The sequence below is a fragment of the Streptococcus sp. oral taxon 061 genome (assembly GCF_013394695.1).
Lineage (GTDB): Bacteria > Bacillota > Bacilli > Lactobacillales > Streptococcaceae > Streptococcus.
Genome location: NZ_CP058258.1, coordinates 1,371,905 through 1,390,218, shown reverse-complemented (window position 1 = coordinate 1,390,218; position 18,314 = coordinate 1,371,905). Strand labels below are relative to the sequence as shown.

Sequence of the window (18,314 nt, the reverse complement as noted above, 5' to 3'; positions counted from 1 at the left end):
TTGCCTAACCTATATATGAGTGCTATAATGTAAGTGAAGAAAGGGGGAGATTCCCATGGTTTTACAAGTTTTACTTGTTCTAGTGATTCTAATGCTTATTGTAGGAGCTGTGTTAGTGAGCTCTGTTTATGTCGTTCGTCAACAATCTGTTGCAATTATCGAACGATTTGGTAAGTATCAAAAGTTAAGTAATAGTGGTATTCATCTACGGGCACCATTTGGCATTGACAAAATTGCAGCTCGTGTGCAGCTACGCCTTTTACAAAGTGAGATCGTGGTTGAAACCAAAACCCAAGATAACGTTTTTGTGACTATGAATGTCGCAACTCAGTATCGTGTAAATGAGTTAAACGTTACAGACGCTTACTATAAATTGATGAGACCTGAAGCTCAAATCAAATCTTATATTGAAGATGCATTGCGCTCATCTGTTCCTAAGTTAACTTTGGATGAATTGTTTGAGAAAAAAGATGAAATTGCATTAGAAGTTCAAAAGCAAGTAGCGGAAGAAATGTCAACGTATGGGTATATTATCGTTAAGACGCTCATTACCAAAGTTGAGCCGGATGCAGAAGTCAAACAATCAATGAACGAAATTAATGCTGCCCAACGTAAGAGAGTGGCAGCTCAAGAATTGGCTGAAGCAGATAAAATTAAGATCGTTACAGCGGCAGAAGCTGAGGCAGAAAAAGATCGCCTCCATGGTGTGGGGATCGCAGAGCAGCGGAAAGCAATTGTTGATGGACTTGCTGATTCTATTAAAGAGTTAAAAGGAGCCAATGTCGAATTAACTGAAGAACAAATTATGTCAATCCTATTAACCAATCAGTATTTGGATACATTGAATAATTTTGCAGATAAACAAGGAAATAATACAATATTCTTGCCAGCAAATCCTAATGGAGTTGAAGATATTCGAACCCATATATTATCAGCTTTGAAAGCTAAATAATTACAATCTTAACGCAATAATCTAGTTAATATATGTGTTTTAATTGACAAATATTATAAAAACATATAGAATGAAGTTGCGTAAAGAAAAAAATAGGAGAATAACATGGCTAAGTCTAACTTTGAAAAAGTAGAAGCAGTTGTTAGCTGGGTTCGTGATAAGAAGATCACAGGGTATCGTATTTCTAAGGAAACGAATGCCCGTGAGATGTCTATCATTGCTTTGGCTCAAGGACGTGCAAAAGTTAAAAACATTTCCTTTGAAACAGCCCTCGGCTTAATTGATTTCTACAATAAAAATCATGAAAAATTTGAAGATTAGTCTTTGGATATAGGCAGGTTCGAAAAGAATCTGCCTTTTCATTTTTGGAAATAAAAAAAGACTGCCATTGCAGTCTTTTTTCTTATCGAAGATAGCGTTGTAAAAATTCTCTTGTACGTTCTTCTTTGGGATTAGTAAATAGATCTTCTGGTTTGCCTTCTTCTGCAATGACACCTTTATCCATAAAGATGACGCGGTTTGATACATCGCGAGCGAATTCCATTTCATGGGTTACGACAATCATGGTCAAGCCTTCTTGAGCTAAATCTTGCATGATTTTGAGAACTTCACCGACCATTTCAGGGTCAAGAGCTGATGTAGGCTCATCAAAGAGAATGGCATCAGGATTCATAGAAAGTGCACGAGCAATGGCAACACGTTGCTTTTGACCACCAGAAAGTTGTTTTGGTTTAGCTTGCCAGTAGCGCTCTCCCATTCCAACTTTTTCAAGGTTTTCTTTAGCAATTTTCTCTGCTTCTGATCGTTCACGTTTGAGGACAGTAGTCTGTGCAACAATCGTATTTTCAAGAACGTTGAGATTTTCAAAGAGGTTGAAGGACTGGAAGACCATTCCTAGTTTTTCTCGATAGTGAGTGAGGTTATAGCCTTTTTCGAGGACGTTTTCACCGTGATAAAGGATTTTACCTTCAGTGGGTGTTTCAAGTAAGTTGATTGAACGTAGGAAGGTTGATTTACCACTACCAGAACTACCGATGATAGAAATAACTTCTCCTTTATGGATAGTAAGAGAGATGTCTTTTAGGACCTCGTTTTGTCCATAGGATTTTTTGAGGTGTTTGATTTCAAGAATGGGTTGATTCATTATTTCAAATCCTCCGTTTGCATTTGGTTAGCTCCTGTTGTGTAGGTATCCATATCCATTCGTTTTTCGATATAGCGTAGGATACGTGTTACTGTAAAGGTGAGGACAAAGTAGATAACTGCGATAATAGTAAAGGTTTGGAAGTATTGGTAGGTTTGTGTTGCTACTGTATTTCCTGAGAAGTAAAGTTCTACAACAGAGATAACATTCAATACAGAAGTATCCTTGATGTTGATGACGAACTCATTACCAGTCGCAGGTAAAATGTTTCGAACTACCTGAGGTAAAACAATCTTACGCATGGTTTGATTATGAGTCATACCAAGTGCAGTAGCTGCTTCAAATTGTCCCTTGTCAACAGCCAGGATACCACCACGAACGATTTCGGTCATGTAGGCACCGGTATTGATAGAAACGATAAAGATAGCAGCGAGAGTACGGTCTAGGTTGATTCCGAAAGCCTGGGCAGTTCCATAGTAGATAACCATAGATTGTACAATCATAGGAGTTCCACGGAAAATTTCAATATAGATATTGAGAATCCAACCAACTATATTTTGGATGACGTAGAAAAATTGATTTTCAGATTGGGGCGCAGTACGAAAAACACCGATAGCAAGACCAATAACGAGACCAACGATAGTACCGATAATGGAAATTAAAAGTGTGATTCCGGCACCTCGCAAGAGTTGTTGCCAGTTTTCACTTAGAATTTTAGCAACTTGGCTAAAGAAATTACTGCTGTTTTCTTCAGTAGTTGTAGCTTGAACAGGTTGTTCTTTAATCATACGATCCATTAGGGCAACTTGTTCTTCTTTAGTGATGGTTTCAATGCTAGCATTGATTTGGCTGATACGTTCGTCATCCTTACGAAGACCGATAGCGATAGAGGTATCTTCTTCTCCAGTTTTAAAACCAGGTTCAGGCTGAATCATTTTAAATTTGGCATTTGCTGATTCAGCAGTTAGGGCTTCAGGGCGTTCAGAAACATAAGCGTCAATGACACCAGCTTCAAGAGCTTGACGCATTTGAGCGAAATCACCCATGGCAGTTTCTTTTTTAGCGCCTGGAATTTGAGAAATCAAGTCATAAAGGTAAACCCCTTGTTGAGAAGTGATTTTTGCATCTTTAAAATCATCTAGTGTTTTGGCGTTTGCATAGGCAGAATCTTTTTTGACTAATAGTACGGGTTCGCTAGTGTAGTAGCTGCTTGAGAAGGCAATTTCTTGTTTGCGTTCAGCAGTTGGACTCATACCTGCAATAATCATATCAATCTTACCAGAAGTAAGGGCTGGAACAAGTCCTTCCCATTTTGTTTTTACAATGAGTGGTTCTTTACCCAGATCTTTAGCGATTATTTTTGCAATTTGAACATCGTAACCGTTAGCATATTGGTTTGTTCCATCAATCTTGACAGCGCCGTTACTGTCGTCGTCTTGTGTCCAGTTGAAAGGGGCGTAAGCTGCTTCCATCCCGATGCGTAAATATTCATCGGCTTGGACCTGGCTAACTAGTCCTAGAGTAAGGGCTAGGCTAGCAAGGATAGATAAGCATAATTTTTTCATATTTTCTCCTATTTATAGTCTAAAAATGGCTCCCTCTATTGTATCTAAAAATGGTGAGATTTTCAATACAAGTAAACCCTTACTTGGAAAAAAATGATATAATGAGAAAAAGGTCAAAAGAGGCTATATTATGAAAAAAAGATGGTTAATAGTACTTATATTTACTTGTCTGATAATTGTTCCAAAATTGGTTTTTGCCGTGGATTTTAGCATTCCATCATATAAAGGAGAACTGTATATTCATGGAGATAATACAGCGGAATTTAGGCAGAAGATAGTTTACCAGTTCGAGGAGGATTTTAATGGCCAAATCGTGGGGATTGGTCGTGCAGGCAAGATGCCTAGTGGATTTGAAATTGTTCCTCAGCCAAAGGTTGAGGCCTTTAAAAATAGTCATAAAATCGAAAATCTTACTAGCGAAGTGACAGAAGAAACGAATGGTTATACTGTTAAAGTCTATAATCCAGGTCAGGAAGGGGACAGGGTCGAAGTGGAACTTACCTGGCAATTGAAAAATCTTCTTTTCCTATATGATGATATCGCTGAATTAAATTGGCAACCCTTAACAGATAGTTCAGAATCTATTGAAAAGTTTGAGTTTCACGTAAGTGGAGAGAAGGGGGCTGAAAAACTCTTTTTTCACACAGGGCAACTCTATAGAGAGGGAAGGATTGAACAGAGTGGTCATGACTATACTATTCGTTTAGACAATCTTCCGTCTAAGCGCGGAGTTGAGTTGCATGCATACTGGCCTCGAACTGATTTTGCTAGCGCTACGGATCAGGACTTGAAAGGGAATCGTTTAGAAGAGTTTAATAAGATAGAAGACTCGATTGTTAGAGAAAAAGAGCAGAGTAAACAACTCGTTACTTGGGTGTTTCCTTCAATACTTTCCATCTCCTTGTTATTGAGTATCTGCTTCTATTTTATTTATAGAAGAAAAACCACTCCTTCAGTCAAATATGCCAAAAATCATCGTCTCTATGAACCGCCGATGGAATTAGAGCCTATGGTTTTATCTGAAGCTGTTTACTCGACCTCCTTGGAGGAAGTGAGTCCTCTAATTAAAGGAACAGGCAAATTCGACTTCAACCAGCTTATTCAGGCTACCTTGTTAGATGTAATTGACCGTGGGAATGTCTCTATTATTTCAGAAGGAGATGCAGTTATTTTAAGGTTGGTAAAAGAAGATGGCTTGGCAATCTTTGAGCGAACCTGTCTAAATCTGGCCTTTTCAGGTAAAAAAGAAGTTGCTGTTTCTGATTTGTTTGCGGATTATAAGGTCTCTGAGAGTCTTTACCGTGGAGCAAAAGCTGCTGATGAAAGACGGATTCAAACAAAAGGTCGTAAGCTCAAATCCTCTTTCGAAGAAGCATTGAAAGAGATGCAAGAAGGAGTGAGAAATCGGGTTACCTTCTGGGGACTCCCAGATTACTATCGTCCTTTAACTGGTGTGGAAAAGGCCTTGCAAGTGGGTATGGGACTTTCTACTATCCTACCTCTATTTATCGGATTTGGTTTGTTCTTGTACAGTTTAGATGTTCATGCTTATTTTTACCTCCCTTTGTCAGTACTTAGTTTTCTAGGTTTGGTTTTGGCTGTTTTCTATTATTGGAAGCTTCGACTAGATAATCGTGATGGTGTCCTAAATGAAGCAGGAGCAGAAGTCTACTATCTCTGGACCAGTTTTGAAAATATGTTGCGTGACATTGCACGATTGGATCAGGCTGAATTGGAAAGTATTGTTGTTTGGAATCGTCTATTAGTGTATGCAACTTTGTTTGGATATGCTGATAAGGTTAGCCATTTGATGAAGGTTCACCACATCCAAGTAGAAAATCCAGATATCAATCTCTATGTAGCTTATAGCTGGCACAGTATGTTTTATCATTCAACAGCACAAATGAGCCATTATGTTAGTGTCGCAAATACAGCAAGTACCTTTTCTGTATCATCCGGAAGCGGTAGCTCTGGAGGTGGCTTCTCAGGCGGTGGCGGTGGTGGAAGTGTTGGTGCTTTCTAAAGAAAACTCAACACAGCCTTTAAAAGTATGATATAATGGAGGATAGAAAAAGGAGTAATCTATGTATTTTTTTGAAATTTTAAAATCAATCTTTTTTGGTATTGTTGAAGGAATTACGGAATGGTTGCCGATTTCAAGTACTGGTCACTTGATTTTAGCGGAAGAATTCGTCAAATATAAAGACCAAACTGAAGCTTTTAAGTCTTTGTTTAACGTAGTCATTCAACTTGGTGCCATCTTTGCAGTTGTGGTTATCTACTTTAACAAACTTAATCCCTTCAAACCAGGTAAGGATAAAGTTCAAGTTCGTAGAACTTGGCAGTTATGGTCCAAAGTTTTTGTGGCGACCCTACCTCTTCTCCTAGTCTTTAAGTTTGATGATTGGTTTGATACCTATTTCCATAACAAGGTTTCAGTAGCCATTATGTTGATTGTTTATGGGGTTGCCTTTATCTATCTTGAAAAACGCAACAAGGCCCAAGCTATTGAGCCAACAGTTACGGAGTTAGATAAATTACCTTACAAAACAGCATTGTATATCGGTCTTTTCCAAGTTTTGTCCCTTTTACCAGGAACTAGTCGTTCTGGTGCCACAATCATTGGTGGTTTGTTAAATGGTACTAGTCGTTCAGTGGTGACAGAATTTACCTTCTATCTAGGAATTCCAGTTATGTTTGGAGCCAGCGCTTTGAAGATTTTTAAATTCATCAAGGCTGGAGAAGTCTTGACTTTTGGCCAATTCTTCTTACTTCTAGTTGCTATGGTAGTGGCTTTTGCAGTCAGCATGGTTGCTATTCGTTTCTTGACCAGCTATGTCAAAAAACACGACTTTACAGTGTTTGGTAAATACCGTATTGTTCTTGGTAGTGTCTTACTAATTTATAGCTTTGTTCGATTATTTGTATAAGAAAGAAACCTTGAAGGAAGATCCTTCAAGGTTTTTAAAATCCTGTCACAGTGACTCCCAATAAGCGGACACCCTTGTCTTTATCACTCAGTGTTTCGTAGAGTTGGATAATGCTTTGTGCGATTTCTTCAGAGTCTTGTGTTTGTTGGCTCAGTGTTTTTCGTTTTGTCAAAGTAGAAAAGTCAGCATAGCGGATTTTCAAAATGACAATTTTACCACTTTTTTCATGTTTTTGAAGACTAAGGGTCACTTTTTCCGAAAGGAGAGTTAGCTCTTTTTTTATATCTTCATCTAGACTTAGAATCTTACTGTAAGTTTTTTCTTTACCAATAGACTTACGGATACGATTTGATTTAACGGGAGAATTATCAATACCTCGAGCTTTACGATAAAGGTCAAAACCGAGTCGTCCGAAACGATCAATGAGAGTGATTTCAGAAATCTCTAAAAGGTCAGTACCCGTAAATACACCCATTTGATGGAGTTTTTCAACTGTTTTCTTGCCCACACCGTGGAATTTAGCGACATCCATTTGCTTGAGGAAATTTTCAGCTTCATCAGGAAGAATGACTGTCAAACCACGAGGCTTTTGGTAGTCACTTGCCATTTTAGCTAAAAATTTATTGTATGAAACACCGGCAGAAGCTGTTAATCGCAATTCGTTCCAGATATCCTGCTGAATTAAACGAGCAATTTTTACAGCAGATTTGATACCAAGCTTGTTTTCAGTTACATCTAGATAAGCTTCGTCGATACTCATGGGTTCAATTTTATCCGTATATCGTTTAAAAACAGATCGAATCTGTTGGCCAACAGTAGTATATTTTTCATAGTTCCCAGAAATAAAAATAGCTTGAGGACAGCGTTCATAAGCCTCTTTGGAACTCATAGCTGAGTGGATCCCGAATGCTCTCGCTTCATAACTACAGGTTGAAACAACACCCCTGCCTCCTGTTTTCCTAGGGTCGCTACCAATAATAACAGGTTTCCCTTTAAGCTTAGGATTGTCACGAATTTCTACAGCAGCAAAAAAGGCATCCATGTCAATATGGATGATTTTACGTGATAAATCATTCATCAGTGGAAATATGAGCATGGACTGTCCTTTCTTTGATAAATTTTCTAGCTTCATTATACCCTTTTTCTGAAAAAATAGGAAATAGCTAATTATTTTTCAAAACTATACTACAGTTTCCAATAAAAAAACAACTGTATTATAAAAGAAAGTGTTAAAAAAGAGTGATTTTACTTGTTGAAATCGTTTACTGTGTGTTATACTGAATACATGAATGTAACAGATGACTGTTACTAGAAAGATAAAAGAGGACATTAACATGGTTGTTAAGACAGTTGTTGAAGCACAGGACATTTTTGACAAAGCCTGGGAAGGCTTTAAAGGTGTTGACTGGAAAGAAAAAGCAAGTGTGTCACGCTTTGTACAAGCTAACTACACACCTTATGATGGAGATGAAAGCTTCCTTGCAGGACCAACAGAGCGTTCACTTCACATTAAAAAAATCGTAGAAGAAACTAAAGCACACTACGAAGAAACTCGTTTCCCAATGGACACTCGTCCAACATCTATCGCTGATATCCCTGCAGGATTCATCGACAAAGAAAACGAATTGATTTATGGTATCCAAAACGATGAACTCTTCAAATTGAACTTCATGCCAAAAGGTGGTATCCGTATGGCTGAAACTACTTTGAAAGAAAATGGATACGAACCAGATCCAGCTGTTCACGAAATTTTCACTAAATACGTAACAACTGTTAACGATGGTATCTTCCGTGCTTACACTTCAAACATCCGTCGTGCTCGTCACGCTCACACTGTAACTGGTCTTCCAGATGCATACTCACGTGGACGTATCATCGGTGTTTACGCACGTCTTGCTCTTTACGGTGCAGACTACTTGATGCAAGAAAAAGTTAACGACTGGAACTCAATCGAAGAAATCGATGAAGAAACAATTCGTCTTCGTGAAGAAATCAACCTTCAATATCAAGCATTGCAACAAGTTGTACGCTTGGGTGATCTTTACGGAGTAGATGTTCGCAAACCAGCGATGAACACTAAAGAAGCTATCCAATGGGTAAACATTGCCTTCATGGCTGTCTGCCGTGTTATCAACGGTGCGGCTACATCTCTCGGACGTGTGCCAATCGTATTGGATATCTTTGCAGAACGTGACCTTGCTCGTGGTACATTTACTGAATCAGAAATCCAAGAATTTGTTGATGATTTCGTTATGAAACTTCGTACAGTTAAATTTGCTCGTACAAAAGCATACGACCAATTGTACTCAGGTGACCCAACCTTCATCACAACTTCTATGGCTGGTATGGGTAACGACGGTCGTCACCGTGTTACTAAGATGGACTACCGTTTCTTGAACACTCTTGACAACATCGGTAACTCTCCAGAACCAAACTTGACAGTTCTTTGGACTGACAAATTGCCATACAACTTCCGTCGCTACTGTATGCACATGAGCCACAAACACTCTTCAATCCAATACGAAGGTGTTACAACAATGGCTAAAGATGGATACGGTGAAATGAGCTGTATCTCATGTTGTGTGTCTCCACTTGACCCAGAAAACGAAGAACAACGTCACAACATCCAGTACTTCGGTGCTCGCGTTAACGTTCTTAAAGCTCTTCTTACTGGTTTGAACGGTGGTTATGACGATGTTCATAAAGACTACAAAGTATTTGATATCGAACCAATCCGTGACGAAGTTCTTGAATTCGAATCAGTTAAAGCTAACTTCGAAAAATCTCTTGACTGGTTGACTGACACTTATGTAGATGCATTGAACATTATCCACTACATGACTGACAAGTACAACTACGAAGCTGTTCAAATGGCCTTCTTGCCAACTAAACAACGTGCTAACATGGGATTCGGTATCTGTGGATTCGCTAACACTGTTGACACATTGTCAGCTATCAAGTACGCTACAGTTAAACCAATCCGTGACGAGAATGGCTACATCTACGATTATGAAACAATCGGTGAATACCCACGTTGGGGTGAAGATGACCCACGTTCAAACGAATTGGCAGAATGGTTGATCGAAGCTTACACAACTCGTCTACGTAGCCACAAACTTTACAAAGACGCAGAAGCTACTGTATCACTTTTGACAATCACATCTAACGTTGCTTACTCTAAACAAACTGGTAACTCACCAGTCCACAAAGGTGTATACCTCAACGAAGATGGTTCAGTGAACTTGTCTAAACTTGAATTCTTCTCACCAGGTGCTAACCCATCTAACAAAGCTAAAGGTGGATGGTTGCAAAACTTGAACTCACTTGCTAGCCTTGACTTTGGTTACGCAGCTGATGGTATCTCATTGACAACTCAAGTTTCACCACGTGCTCTTGGTAAGACTCGTGACGAACAAGTTGATAACTTGGTAACAATCCTTGATGGTTACTTCGAAAACGGTGGACAACACGTTAACTTGAACGTTATGGACTTGAACGATGTTTACGAAAAGATCATGTCAGGTGAAGACGTAATCGTACGTATCTCAGGATACTGTGTAAATACTAAGTACCTCACTCCAGAACAAAAAACTGAATTGACACAACGTGTCTTCCACGAAGTTCTTTCAATGGATGATGCATTGAGCTAAGATTCATAAATAATAAATCAAAAACCAGTCAAAGTGACTGGTTTTTTTGATATAAAAAAATATTTAAAAAAAGTTGGTCAAAATTGGTCAAACCTATTGACTAATACTGACCAAAGTGGTATACTAAGAACATAAGGATAAGGAAATCCTTAGAAAACCTTGATTTTAAGGTGATTGTGTAATTTATCTTAAGGTCAAAGTATGGGTAAAACCTAGAAATGAGGTACAACCTATGATGAACATTAGTATTTTTAGAATTCCAATTACAAAATCTGTATTGGATAAAGAGAAACCAGAAATTATACGTAGAGTAGCAAATTGCTAGTCTAAAATTTTTAAAACAAAGGTCAGAGAAAGTCAAATTAATTTGACTAACTAATTTTGAATTTAACGAGGTATGAAATATGAACAACAACTTTAATAACTTTAACAACATGGATGATTTATTTAACCAATTGATGGGTGGTATGCGTGGATACAGTTCTGAAAATCGTCGTTACTTGATTAACGGTCGTGAAGTAACACCTGAAGAATTCGCGATTTACCGTCAAACAGGTCAACTTCCTAGCGAAGGAAGTGATCAAGCTCAGTACGTTCAAGGTAAAGCCATGAAACAAGATGGTATTCTTGCAAAACTTGGGCGTAACTTAACAGCAGAAGCTCGTGAAGGTAAGTTGGATCCAGTTATTGGACGTAATAAGGAGATTCAAGAAACATCTGAAATCCTTTCTCGTCGTACAAAGAATAACCCAGTTCTTGTCGGTGATGCTGGTGTTGGTAAAACTGCTGTAGTAGAAGGCCTTGCACAAGCTATTGTGAATGGTGATGTTCCAGCAGCAATCAAGAACAAAGAAATTATCTCTATTGATATTTCAGGTCTTGAAGCTGGTACGCAATACCGTGGTAGCTTTGAAGAGAATATTCAAAACTTGGTAAACGAAGTCAAAGAAGCTGGGAATATTATCCTCTTCTTCGATGAAATTCATCAAATTCTTGGTGCTGGTAGCACAGGTGATGGTCAAGGATCTAAAGGACTTGCGGATATCTTGAAGCCTGCTCTTTCACGTGGGGAATTGACAGTGATTGGTGCAACAACTCAAGATGAATACCGTAATACCATCTTGAAAAACGCAGCCCTTGCTCGTCGTTTCAACGAAGTAAAAGTTAATGCTCCATCTGCTGAAGATACTTTCAAGATTCTTCAAGGTATTCGTGATCTTTATCAACAACACCACAACGTCATCTTGCCAGATGAAGTATTGAAAGCAGCTGTTGATTACTCTGTTCAATATATTCCACAACGTAGTTTACCTGATAAGGCTATCGACCTTGTCGATGTGACAGCTGCTCACTTGGCTGCACAACATCCAGTAACAGATGTGCATGCAGTGGAACATGAAATTGAAGAAGAAAAAGCTAAACAAGAGGCTGCGGCTGCTAAAGAAGATTATGAAGCAGCTTTAAATGCAAAAGTTCGTATCGAAGAACTTGAAAAGCAAATTGCTAACCATACAGAAGATCACAAGGTGACAGCGACTGTCAATGACGTAGCTGAGTCTGTAGAACGTATGACAGGTATTCCTGTTTCACAAATGGGTGCAACTGATATCGAACGTTTGAAAGATATGGGCCACCGTTTGCAAACTAAGGTTATCGGTCAAGACAAGGCTGTTGAAGCCGTTGCCAAAGCGATTCGTCGGAACCGTGCAGGTTTTGATGAAGGAAATCGCCCAATCGGTAGCTTCCTCTTTGTAGGTCCTACTGGTGTTGGTAAAACTGAGTTGGCTAAACAATTAGCACTTGATATGTTCGGAACTAAAGATGCTATCATCCGTTTGGACATGTCTGAATACAGCGACCGCACAGCCGTTTCTAAATTGATTGGTACAACAGCTGGTTATGTTGGTTATGATGACAATAGCAATACTTTGACAGAACGCGTCCGTCGTAATCCATACTCAATCGTCCTTCTCGACGAAATTGAAAAGGCTGACCCTCAAGTCATTACTCTTCTTCTTCAAGTATTGGATGATGGTCGTTTGACAGATGGTCAAGGTAACACTGTAAACTTCAAGAATACGGTGATTATCGCAACTTCAAATGCAGGCTTTGGTTACGAAGCTAACTTGACAGAAGATGCTGATAAACCAGAACTCATGGATCGTTTGAAACCATACTTCCGTCCAGAATTCTTGAACCGTTTCAACGCTGTGATTGAATTCTCACACTTGAGTAAGGAAGACCTTTCTAAGATTGTTGATTTGATGTTGATTGATGTCAATAAGACTCTTTCTAAGAAAGAAATCGACTTGGCAGTGAGCGATGCAGCCAAAGAATACATGACTGAAGAAGGTTATGATGAAGTCATGGGTGTTCGTCCACTCCGTCGAGTAGTTGAACAACAAATCCGTGACAAAGTAACAGACTTCCATTTGGATAATCTTGATGCTAAACACCTTGAAGCTGACATGGAAGATGGTGTCTTGGTCATTCGTGAAAAAGCCTAAATCAAGGTTTTGTGAATCGAAAAAGGAACCAGCTGAAAAGCTGGTTCTTTTTTTGTTAAATGACATGACGCTCAAAAGCATCGTCTGAAATTCCTTGTTCAAGAATCAATTTTGCCCACTCCTTAGCAGAAAAGAGGCTGTGATCCTTGTAGTTTCCGCAAGATTCAATAGTTGTTCCAGGAACATCTTCCCAAGTTGTAGTCTCAGCGATTTCCTTTAGTGAATCCTTGATGACAGCAGCAATTTCAGCGCTAGAATGACGTCCCCACATAATCATATGGAAACCTGTACGACAACCAAATGGGGAACAATCAATCATACCGTCAATGCGAGTACGGATGAGCTTAGCCAAGAGGTGCTCAATAGTATGAAGTCCAGCAGTAGGGATAGAGTCCTCATTTGGTTGAACCAAGCGGATATCAAAGTTAGAAATGATATCTCCTTTCGGTCCAGTCTCTTCTCCAATCAAGCGGACATAAGGAGCTTTTACAATCGTATGATCTAGTTCAAAACTTTCAACAATAACTTCTTTTGACATGGTATTTCCTTTCAACTTTCTTCTTTCATTATATCATAAAGCTATAGTTGATAAATGTCAATGATAGAAATTTTCCTAAAAAGATTTTCATATTAAACCTATAGGAAGAAAAAATTTTCAAATCAATTTGAAAAATTCTGAAAATTGTATTGACACTTGGCGAAAAAGGGACTATAATGTATAAAAAGTCAAAAAGGAGTTTATTATGAAATTTTCAAAAGTAATGGCCCTAGCAGGAGTGACTCTGTTAGCGTCAGGTGTTTTGGCAGCTTGTTCAGGTTCAGGCTCTAGTGCAAAAGGTGAGAAAACTTTTTCTTACGTTTATGAAACAGATCCAGACAGCCTCAACTATCTGACAACAGGTAAGGCTGCAGTTGCGAATATCACAAGTAATGTTGTTGACGGTTTGATGGAGAATGACCGTTACGGGAACTTCGTGCCATCTATGGCAGAAGACTGGTCAGTATCTCAAGATGGTTTGACTTACACTTATACAATCCGTAAAGATGCTAAGTGGTACACTTCTGAAGGTGAAGAGTATGCACCTGTGAAAGCTCAAGACTTTGTAACAGGTCTTAAATATGCAGCTGATAATAAGTCAGAGGCCCTTTATCTTGTTCAAGAATCCATTAAAGGTCTTGACGCTTATGTCAAAGGTGAAGTAAAAGACTTCTCAGAAGTTGGAATCAAGGCAATTGATGATCAAACTGTTCAATACACTTTGAATAAACCAGAAAGCTTTTGGAACTCTAAGACAACCATGGGTATTCTTGCACCAGTCAATGAAGAATTCCTTACTTCTAAAGGAAGTGACTTTGCCAAAGCAACTGATCCAAGCAGTATTCTTTACAACGGTCCTTTCTTGTTGAAATCATTGGTAGCAAAATCTTCAGTAGAATTTGAAAAGAATCCAAACTACTGGGATAAGGACAATGTTCATATTGATAAAGTAAAACTATCATTCTGGGATGGTCAAGATACAGGCAAACTTGCAGACACCTTTAAGGATGGCGGCTTCTCAATGGCTCGTCTCTTCCCGACAAGTGCAGGATATCCTGAACTTGAAAAAGAGTTTAAGGATAACATCGTTTATACACCACAAGATTCTGCTACTTTCTTAGTTGGAACAAATATTGACCGTCAGTCTTACAAGTACACTTCTAAGACTACAGATGAGCAAAAGACATCAACTAAGAAAGCTCTCCTAAACAAAGACTTCCGTCAAGCTATCGCCTTTGGTTTTGATAGAACAGCTTATGCTTCTCAAGTTAATGGAGAAAGCGGAGCAAGCAAACTTCTTCGTAACTTGTTCGTACCACCAACATTTGTTCAAGCTGATGGTAAAAACTTTGGTGACTTAGTTAAAGAAAAATTGGTCACCTATGGTGACGAGTGGAAAGATGTTAATCTAGACGACGCTCAAGATGGTCTATACAATCCTGAAAAAGCGAAAGCAGAATTTGCTAAAGCTAAGACAGCTCTCCAAGCAGAGGGCGTTCAATTCCCAATTCATTTGGATATGCCAGTTGACCAAACTAATACTACAAAAGTTCAACGTGTTCAGTCATTGAAACAATCACTTGAAGCAACATTAGGAACTGACAATGTCGTTGTTGATATTCAACAACTTCAAAAAGATGAAGTCTTAAATGTTACCTACTTTGCTGAAACAGCTGCTGGAGAAGATTGGGATCTCTCAGATAACGTTGGATGGTCTCCAGACTACATTGACCCATCTACTTACCTTGATATCATCAAACCATCTGTTGGTGAAAATACGAAGACTTATCTAGGATTTGATGCTGGTACAAACAACGCTGCTGCCAAACAAGTTGGTTTGGAAGATTATGAAAAGATGGTTGTTGAAGCCGGAAACGAAAACACTGATGTTTCAAAACGTTATGATAAATATGCTGCGGCCCAAGCTTGGTTGACAGATAGCGCTTTGATTATTCCAACAACTTCTCAAACTGGACGTCCAATGTTGTCTAAGATGGTGCCATATACTCTTCCATTTGCATACTCAGGTAACAAGGGTATGAGTGAAGCCCTCTTGTACAAGTACCTTGAACTTCAAGATAAACCAGTAACTGCTGATGAATATCAAAAAGCTCAAGATAAATGGAAGAAAGAAAAAGAAGAATCTAATAAAAAAGCGCAAGAAGATCTTGCAAACCATGTAAAATAAAAGAAGGTGGAGTTAGTAATTAACTCCACTTTTTCATTAACAAAAGACCTAGGAAGATTTTTCCTAGATCTTTTAAGATTATTGTTGTTCTTGAGAATTTTGATTTTATTGAGGGTTTTGATTTGTATTTGGAGCAGTTCGATTCTGAGCGGTATTTGGGCTAGTAGTTTCAGCTACTGAATTTTGATTTTCAGTTGTTGAGCTGGAGGTTGTTGAGGATTGTTGAGTTGTTTGGAAAATCCAGTTGCTACGTGCCCCATTCTTAAAGACATAATCACCGCTTCTATAAAGTCCTTCTGGCATTGTCCAATCACCAGGGTGATCGTCCTCTGCTAGATATTGCATCATAGAACGATAGATGCTAGTGGCAACAGTAAAGCCATCACCAACGATTGGAGTAAGGCGGTTTGAGTAACCGGTCCAGACTGCCATTGAATATTTACGGGTATAACCAACAAACATTTCATCCGGAGCAACAAATTGACTTGTTTTAATGTGGTTTTCAATCTCTTCATCAGTGTAGTTTGATGTACCAGTTTTACCTGCTTGTAGAAGCCATGAAATATAAGCGTCTCGACCTGTACCAGAGTATAATACTGTTTTCATCATTTCTGTCATCATATAGGCGGTTGTTTCTTTCATAGCACGAGTACCTTGATCAGAAAACTCTTTTGAACTACCGTCGCTAAAGACAATTTTATTGATATACATTGGTTTGTGATAGATACCACCGTTAGCAAATGCAGCATAGGCGGCAGCCATTTTTTCACTACTTGCACCGTACTGTTTACCTGATTCAGTCGTATTACTTGAAATTGCGTTTGCATATACCATGGTTGGATAATCAATGCCAAGTCCGTTTAAGAATTTTTTGGCTTTATCGAGTCCAACTCTATCGAGAGTTTCAACTGCTGGTACGTTACGAGATTGTTGGATAGCAGTTTGAAGAGTGATGTTACCATAATAGCCACGATCCCAGTTGTAGACTGGAGTGCTGGTGCCTGGGAAGTTATATGGTACATCCTTGAGCATGTAGGCAGTAGAGTCATAAATGTCATACTCTAATGCGGGGGCATAGTCTGTGATTGGTTTCATGGTAGAACCCCAGTCACGGTTAGTTTCAACAGCTTGGTTAATACCGAAAGATACGTTACTAGCTTGGTGGCGAGAGCCGAGTTGAGCAATAACCTTACCATTTGATACATCAATAATAGTAGAAGCTGCTTGGATTTCATCATCTGGATAGTTTACATATTCATCCGTGTTGTATACATCCCAAAGTCGTTTTTGAACGTCTTGGTCTACGTTAGTGTAGACATCCATTCCAGTAGTTAAAAGGTTGTAGCCTGTCTCTGTTTCAACTTGTTCAATCACTTCTTTGAGGTAATTGTCTAAATATGGAGGGTAGCTGTTGCTTCCTTTGAGACTTTGTAAACCATCAGTGATTGGTGTGTTGATAGCTGTTTCATATTGCTCAGCTGTTAAATAGCCTTGCTTTTGCATCTCTGATAGGACTAGATTACGACGTTCTGTTGCTTCTTCTGGATGAGAATAAGGATCGTATTGGTTAGGTGCCTGTGGCATTCCGGCTAGAAGAGCAAGTTGTGGAATTGATAGGTCTTTTAAATCTTTACCATAGTAACTTTGAGCTGCAGTTTGCATTCCATAGTTACCATTTGACATGTATACTTTATTGATGTAATATGTCAAAATTTCCTGTTTGGTCGCAGTTCTTTCTAACTGAATAGCTAGCCAAGCTTCTTGGGCCTTACGTGCGATTGTTTGGTCTGATGATGATGTTGAAAAGTAAGTTAATTTTATCAACTGTTGCGTCAAGGTTGAACCACCTTGGAGGCCACCTCTACTAGTTAAGTTTCGCAGGAAAGCTCCAGCTATTCGAATGCTATCGATTCCTCTGTGATTAAAGAAGCGATGATCTTCAATTGATACTATTGCATTTACAAGTTCAATAGGAATGTCACTGCTTTGAGCATTAACACGACGCTCTGCTCCTAAGTCAGCAACCAATTCGTTTTTACTGTCGTAAATTTTACTTGAAGTTGTTGCGACAAGTTTGCTTTCAGAAAGTTCTGGTGCTTTAGATACATAGTAGAAGAAGACACTTCCACCAATCAATATTGCAGCAATAAAAGCTGCTAAAAATCCAATTCCTAGATATTTAGCAATGCGCCAGAAAAAATGTTTATTCATATTGTTTTACCACCTAGTAAATGTTGTTTGACGATATCGAGGTATGGTATTTGAGGAAAGGCTTGTTGCTCAATCACATAACCATGATCTCGAATATAATCAAGCGGCATTGATTTTTTTCCCATATCCTGATGATAAAAATGGATGAGGTCAATCGCCGGTAATAAATATGTCTCCTGATAAGAAGAAAAGTGGATTAAGACGAAGCATATACCCTTTTGTTCAAGAACCTGTTCCATATGCAAAATCTGATGAGAATGGAAGTTCTTCATCGGGAAAGCATTTTTTTGTCTGGTTTCCTTGGCTTCGAAATCGATATAAAATCCTTCATAAACACCCGAGTAGTCAGTAGTTGAAGCCTGTCTAAAATAGGCTTCGACAATTTTAGCGCGACTCCGTTGAGGGTAGTCGACTCGAACTATCTGAACTGGGGTTGGCTTTTTGTGAATGACTGCTATTCCATGTGATAGATAGTAGTCGTTCGTAGCATTTATCATCTTTTCAAAGCTCATCCCTCGATTTGCGAAATTTTTAGTTTGGGGCAGAGAAGTTTTACTTGGTTTAGATGAAAGTTTATGTGGATAGTTGACCATAATCCTCCTTATTGGTACAATAACATCACTTTATTA

13 protein-coding genes are annotated in these 18,314 nt (G+C 38.8%); 7 read left to right on the top strand and 6 right to left on the bottom strand.

Features of this window, described 5'->3' with window-relative positions:
• The first annotated feature begins 55 nt into the window (after positions 1-55).
• Together HW271_RS06770 and HW271_RS06765 are read left to right on the top strand one after the other, a co-directional pair.
• Entirely contained in the window at positions 56-952 is an 897-nt protein-coding gene (locus tag HW271_RS06770) for an SPFH domain-containing protein (protein WP_178895385.1), read from the top strand.
• 105 nt (positions 953-1,057) lie between these two features.
• Positions 1,058-1,273: a hypothetical protein gene (locus HW271_RS06765; RefSeq protein ID WP_004251963.1), complete on the top strand. Its 216-nt coding sequence runs from the start codon at positions 1,058-1,060 to the stop codon at positions 1,271-1,273.
• An 82-nt stretch (positions 1,274-1,355) separates the two neighbouring features.
• On the opposite strand, the gene HW271_RS06760 is transcribed toward HW271_RS06765, so the two are convergent.
• Both HW271_RS06760 and HW271_RS06755 read right to left on the bottom strand, forming a co-directional pair.
• Positions 1,356-2,096 carry an amino acid ABC transporter ATP-binding protein gene (locus tag HW271_RS06760; protein ID WP_178895384.1) on the bottom strand — a complete coding sequence of 247 codons (741 nt, stop codon included), beginning with the start codon at positions 2,094-2,096 and terminating at the stop codon, positions 1,356-1,358.
• Entirely contained in the window at positions 2,096-3,661 is a 1,566-nt protein-coding gene (locus HW271_RS06755) for an ABC transporter substrate-binding protein/permease (RefSeq protein ID WP_178895383.1), read from the bottom strand. Before HW271_RS06755 ends, HW271_RS06760 begins: the two co-directional genes overlap by 1 nt.
• Before the next feature lie 130 nt (positions 3,662-3,791).
• Here HW271_RS06755 and HW271_RS06750 point away from each other — a divergent pair, with 130 nt between their 5' ends.
• Both HW271_RS06750 and HW271_RS06745 read left to right on the top strand, forming a co-directional pair.
• Positions 3,792-5,684: a DUF2207 domain-containing protein gene (locus HW271_RS06750; RefSeq protein WP_178895382.1), complete on the top strand. Its 1,893-nt coding sequence runs from the start codon at positions 3,792-3,794 to the stop codon at positions 5,682-5,684.
• A gap of 61 nt (positions 5,685-5,745) precedes the next feature.
• The gene (locus HW271_RS06745) at positions 5,746-6,591 is read left to right on the top strand and encodes an undecaprenyl-diphosphate phosphatase (RefSeq protein WP_178895381.1); all 846 of its coding nucleotides are present in this window, start codon (positions 5,746-5,748) and stop codon (positions 6,589-6,591) included.
• Positions 6,592-6,625: 34 nt separating this feature from the next.
• Here HW271_RS06745 and dinB read toward each other — a convergent pair whose 3' ends face one another.
• Complete coding sequence (gene dinB, locus HW271_RS06740; protein ID WP_178895659.1) at positions 6,626-7,687, bottom strand: DNA polymerase IV; 1,062 nt, start codon at positions 7,685-7,687, stop codon at positions 6,626-6,628.
• 238 nt (positions 7,688-7,925) lie between these two features.
• Here dinB and pflB point away from each other — a divergent pair, with 238 nt between their 5' ends.
• Positions 7,926-10,241, top strand: coding sequence for a formate C-acetyltransferase (gene pflB / locus HW271_RS06735; RefSeq protein WP_178895380.1), 2,316 nt, complete (start codon positions 7,926-7,928; stop codon positions 10,239-10,241).
• A 404-nt stretch (positions 10,242-10,645) separates the two neighbouring features.
• Entirely contained in the window at positions 10,646-12,748 is a 2,103-nt protein-coding gene (locus HW271_RS06730; protein ID WP_178895379.1) for an AAA family ATPase, read from the top strand.
• 55 nt (positions 12,749-12,803) lie between these two features.
• Here HW271_RS06730 and HW271_RS06725 read toward each other — a convergent pair whose 3' ends face one another.
• Positions 12,804-13,286 (bottom strand): S-ribosylhomocysteine lyase, encoded by a 483-nt coding sequence (locus HW271_RS06725; protein WP_178895378.1) that lies wholly within the window; start codon positions 13,284-13,286, stop codon positions 12,804-12,806.
• 205 nt (positions 13,287-13,491) lie between these two features.
• Between HW271_RS06725 and HW271_RS06720 the strand changes: the two genes are divergently transcribed.
• Entirely contained in the window at positions 13,492-15,474 is a 1,983-nt protein-coding gene (locus HW271_RS06720; protein ID WP_178895377.1) for a peptide ABC transporter substrate-binding protein, read from the top strand.
• Between the two features lie 105 nt (positions 15,475-15,579).
• On the opposite strand, the gene pbp1a is transcribed toward HW271_RS06720, so the two are convergent.
• Positions 15,580-17,685, bottom strand: a complete 2,106-nt coding sequence (gene pbp1a / locus HW271_RS06715; protein WP_178895376.1) for a penicillin-binding protein PBP1A — start codon at positions 17,683-17,685, stop codon at positions 15,580-15,582.
• Positions 17,682-18,278, bottom strand: a complete 597-nt coding sequence (gene recU / locus HW271_RS06710; RefSeq protein ID WP_178895375.1) for a Holliday junction resolvase RecU — start codon at positions 18,276-18,278, stop codon at positions 17,682-17,684. The genes pbp1a and recU overlap by 4 nt, the downstream gene beginning before the upstream one ends.
• Positions 18,279-18,314 lie beyond the last annotated feature (36 nt).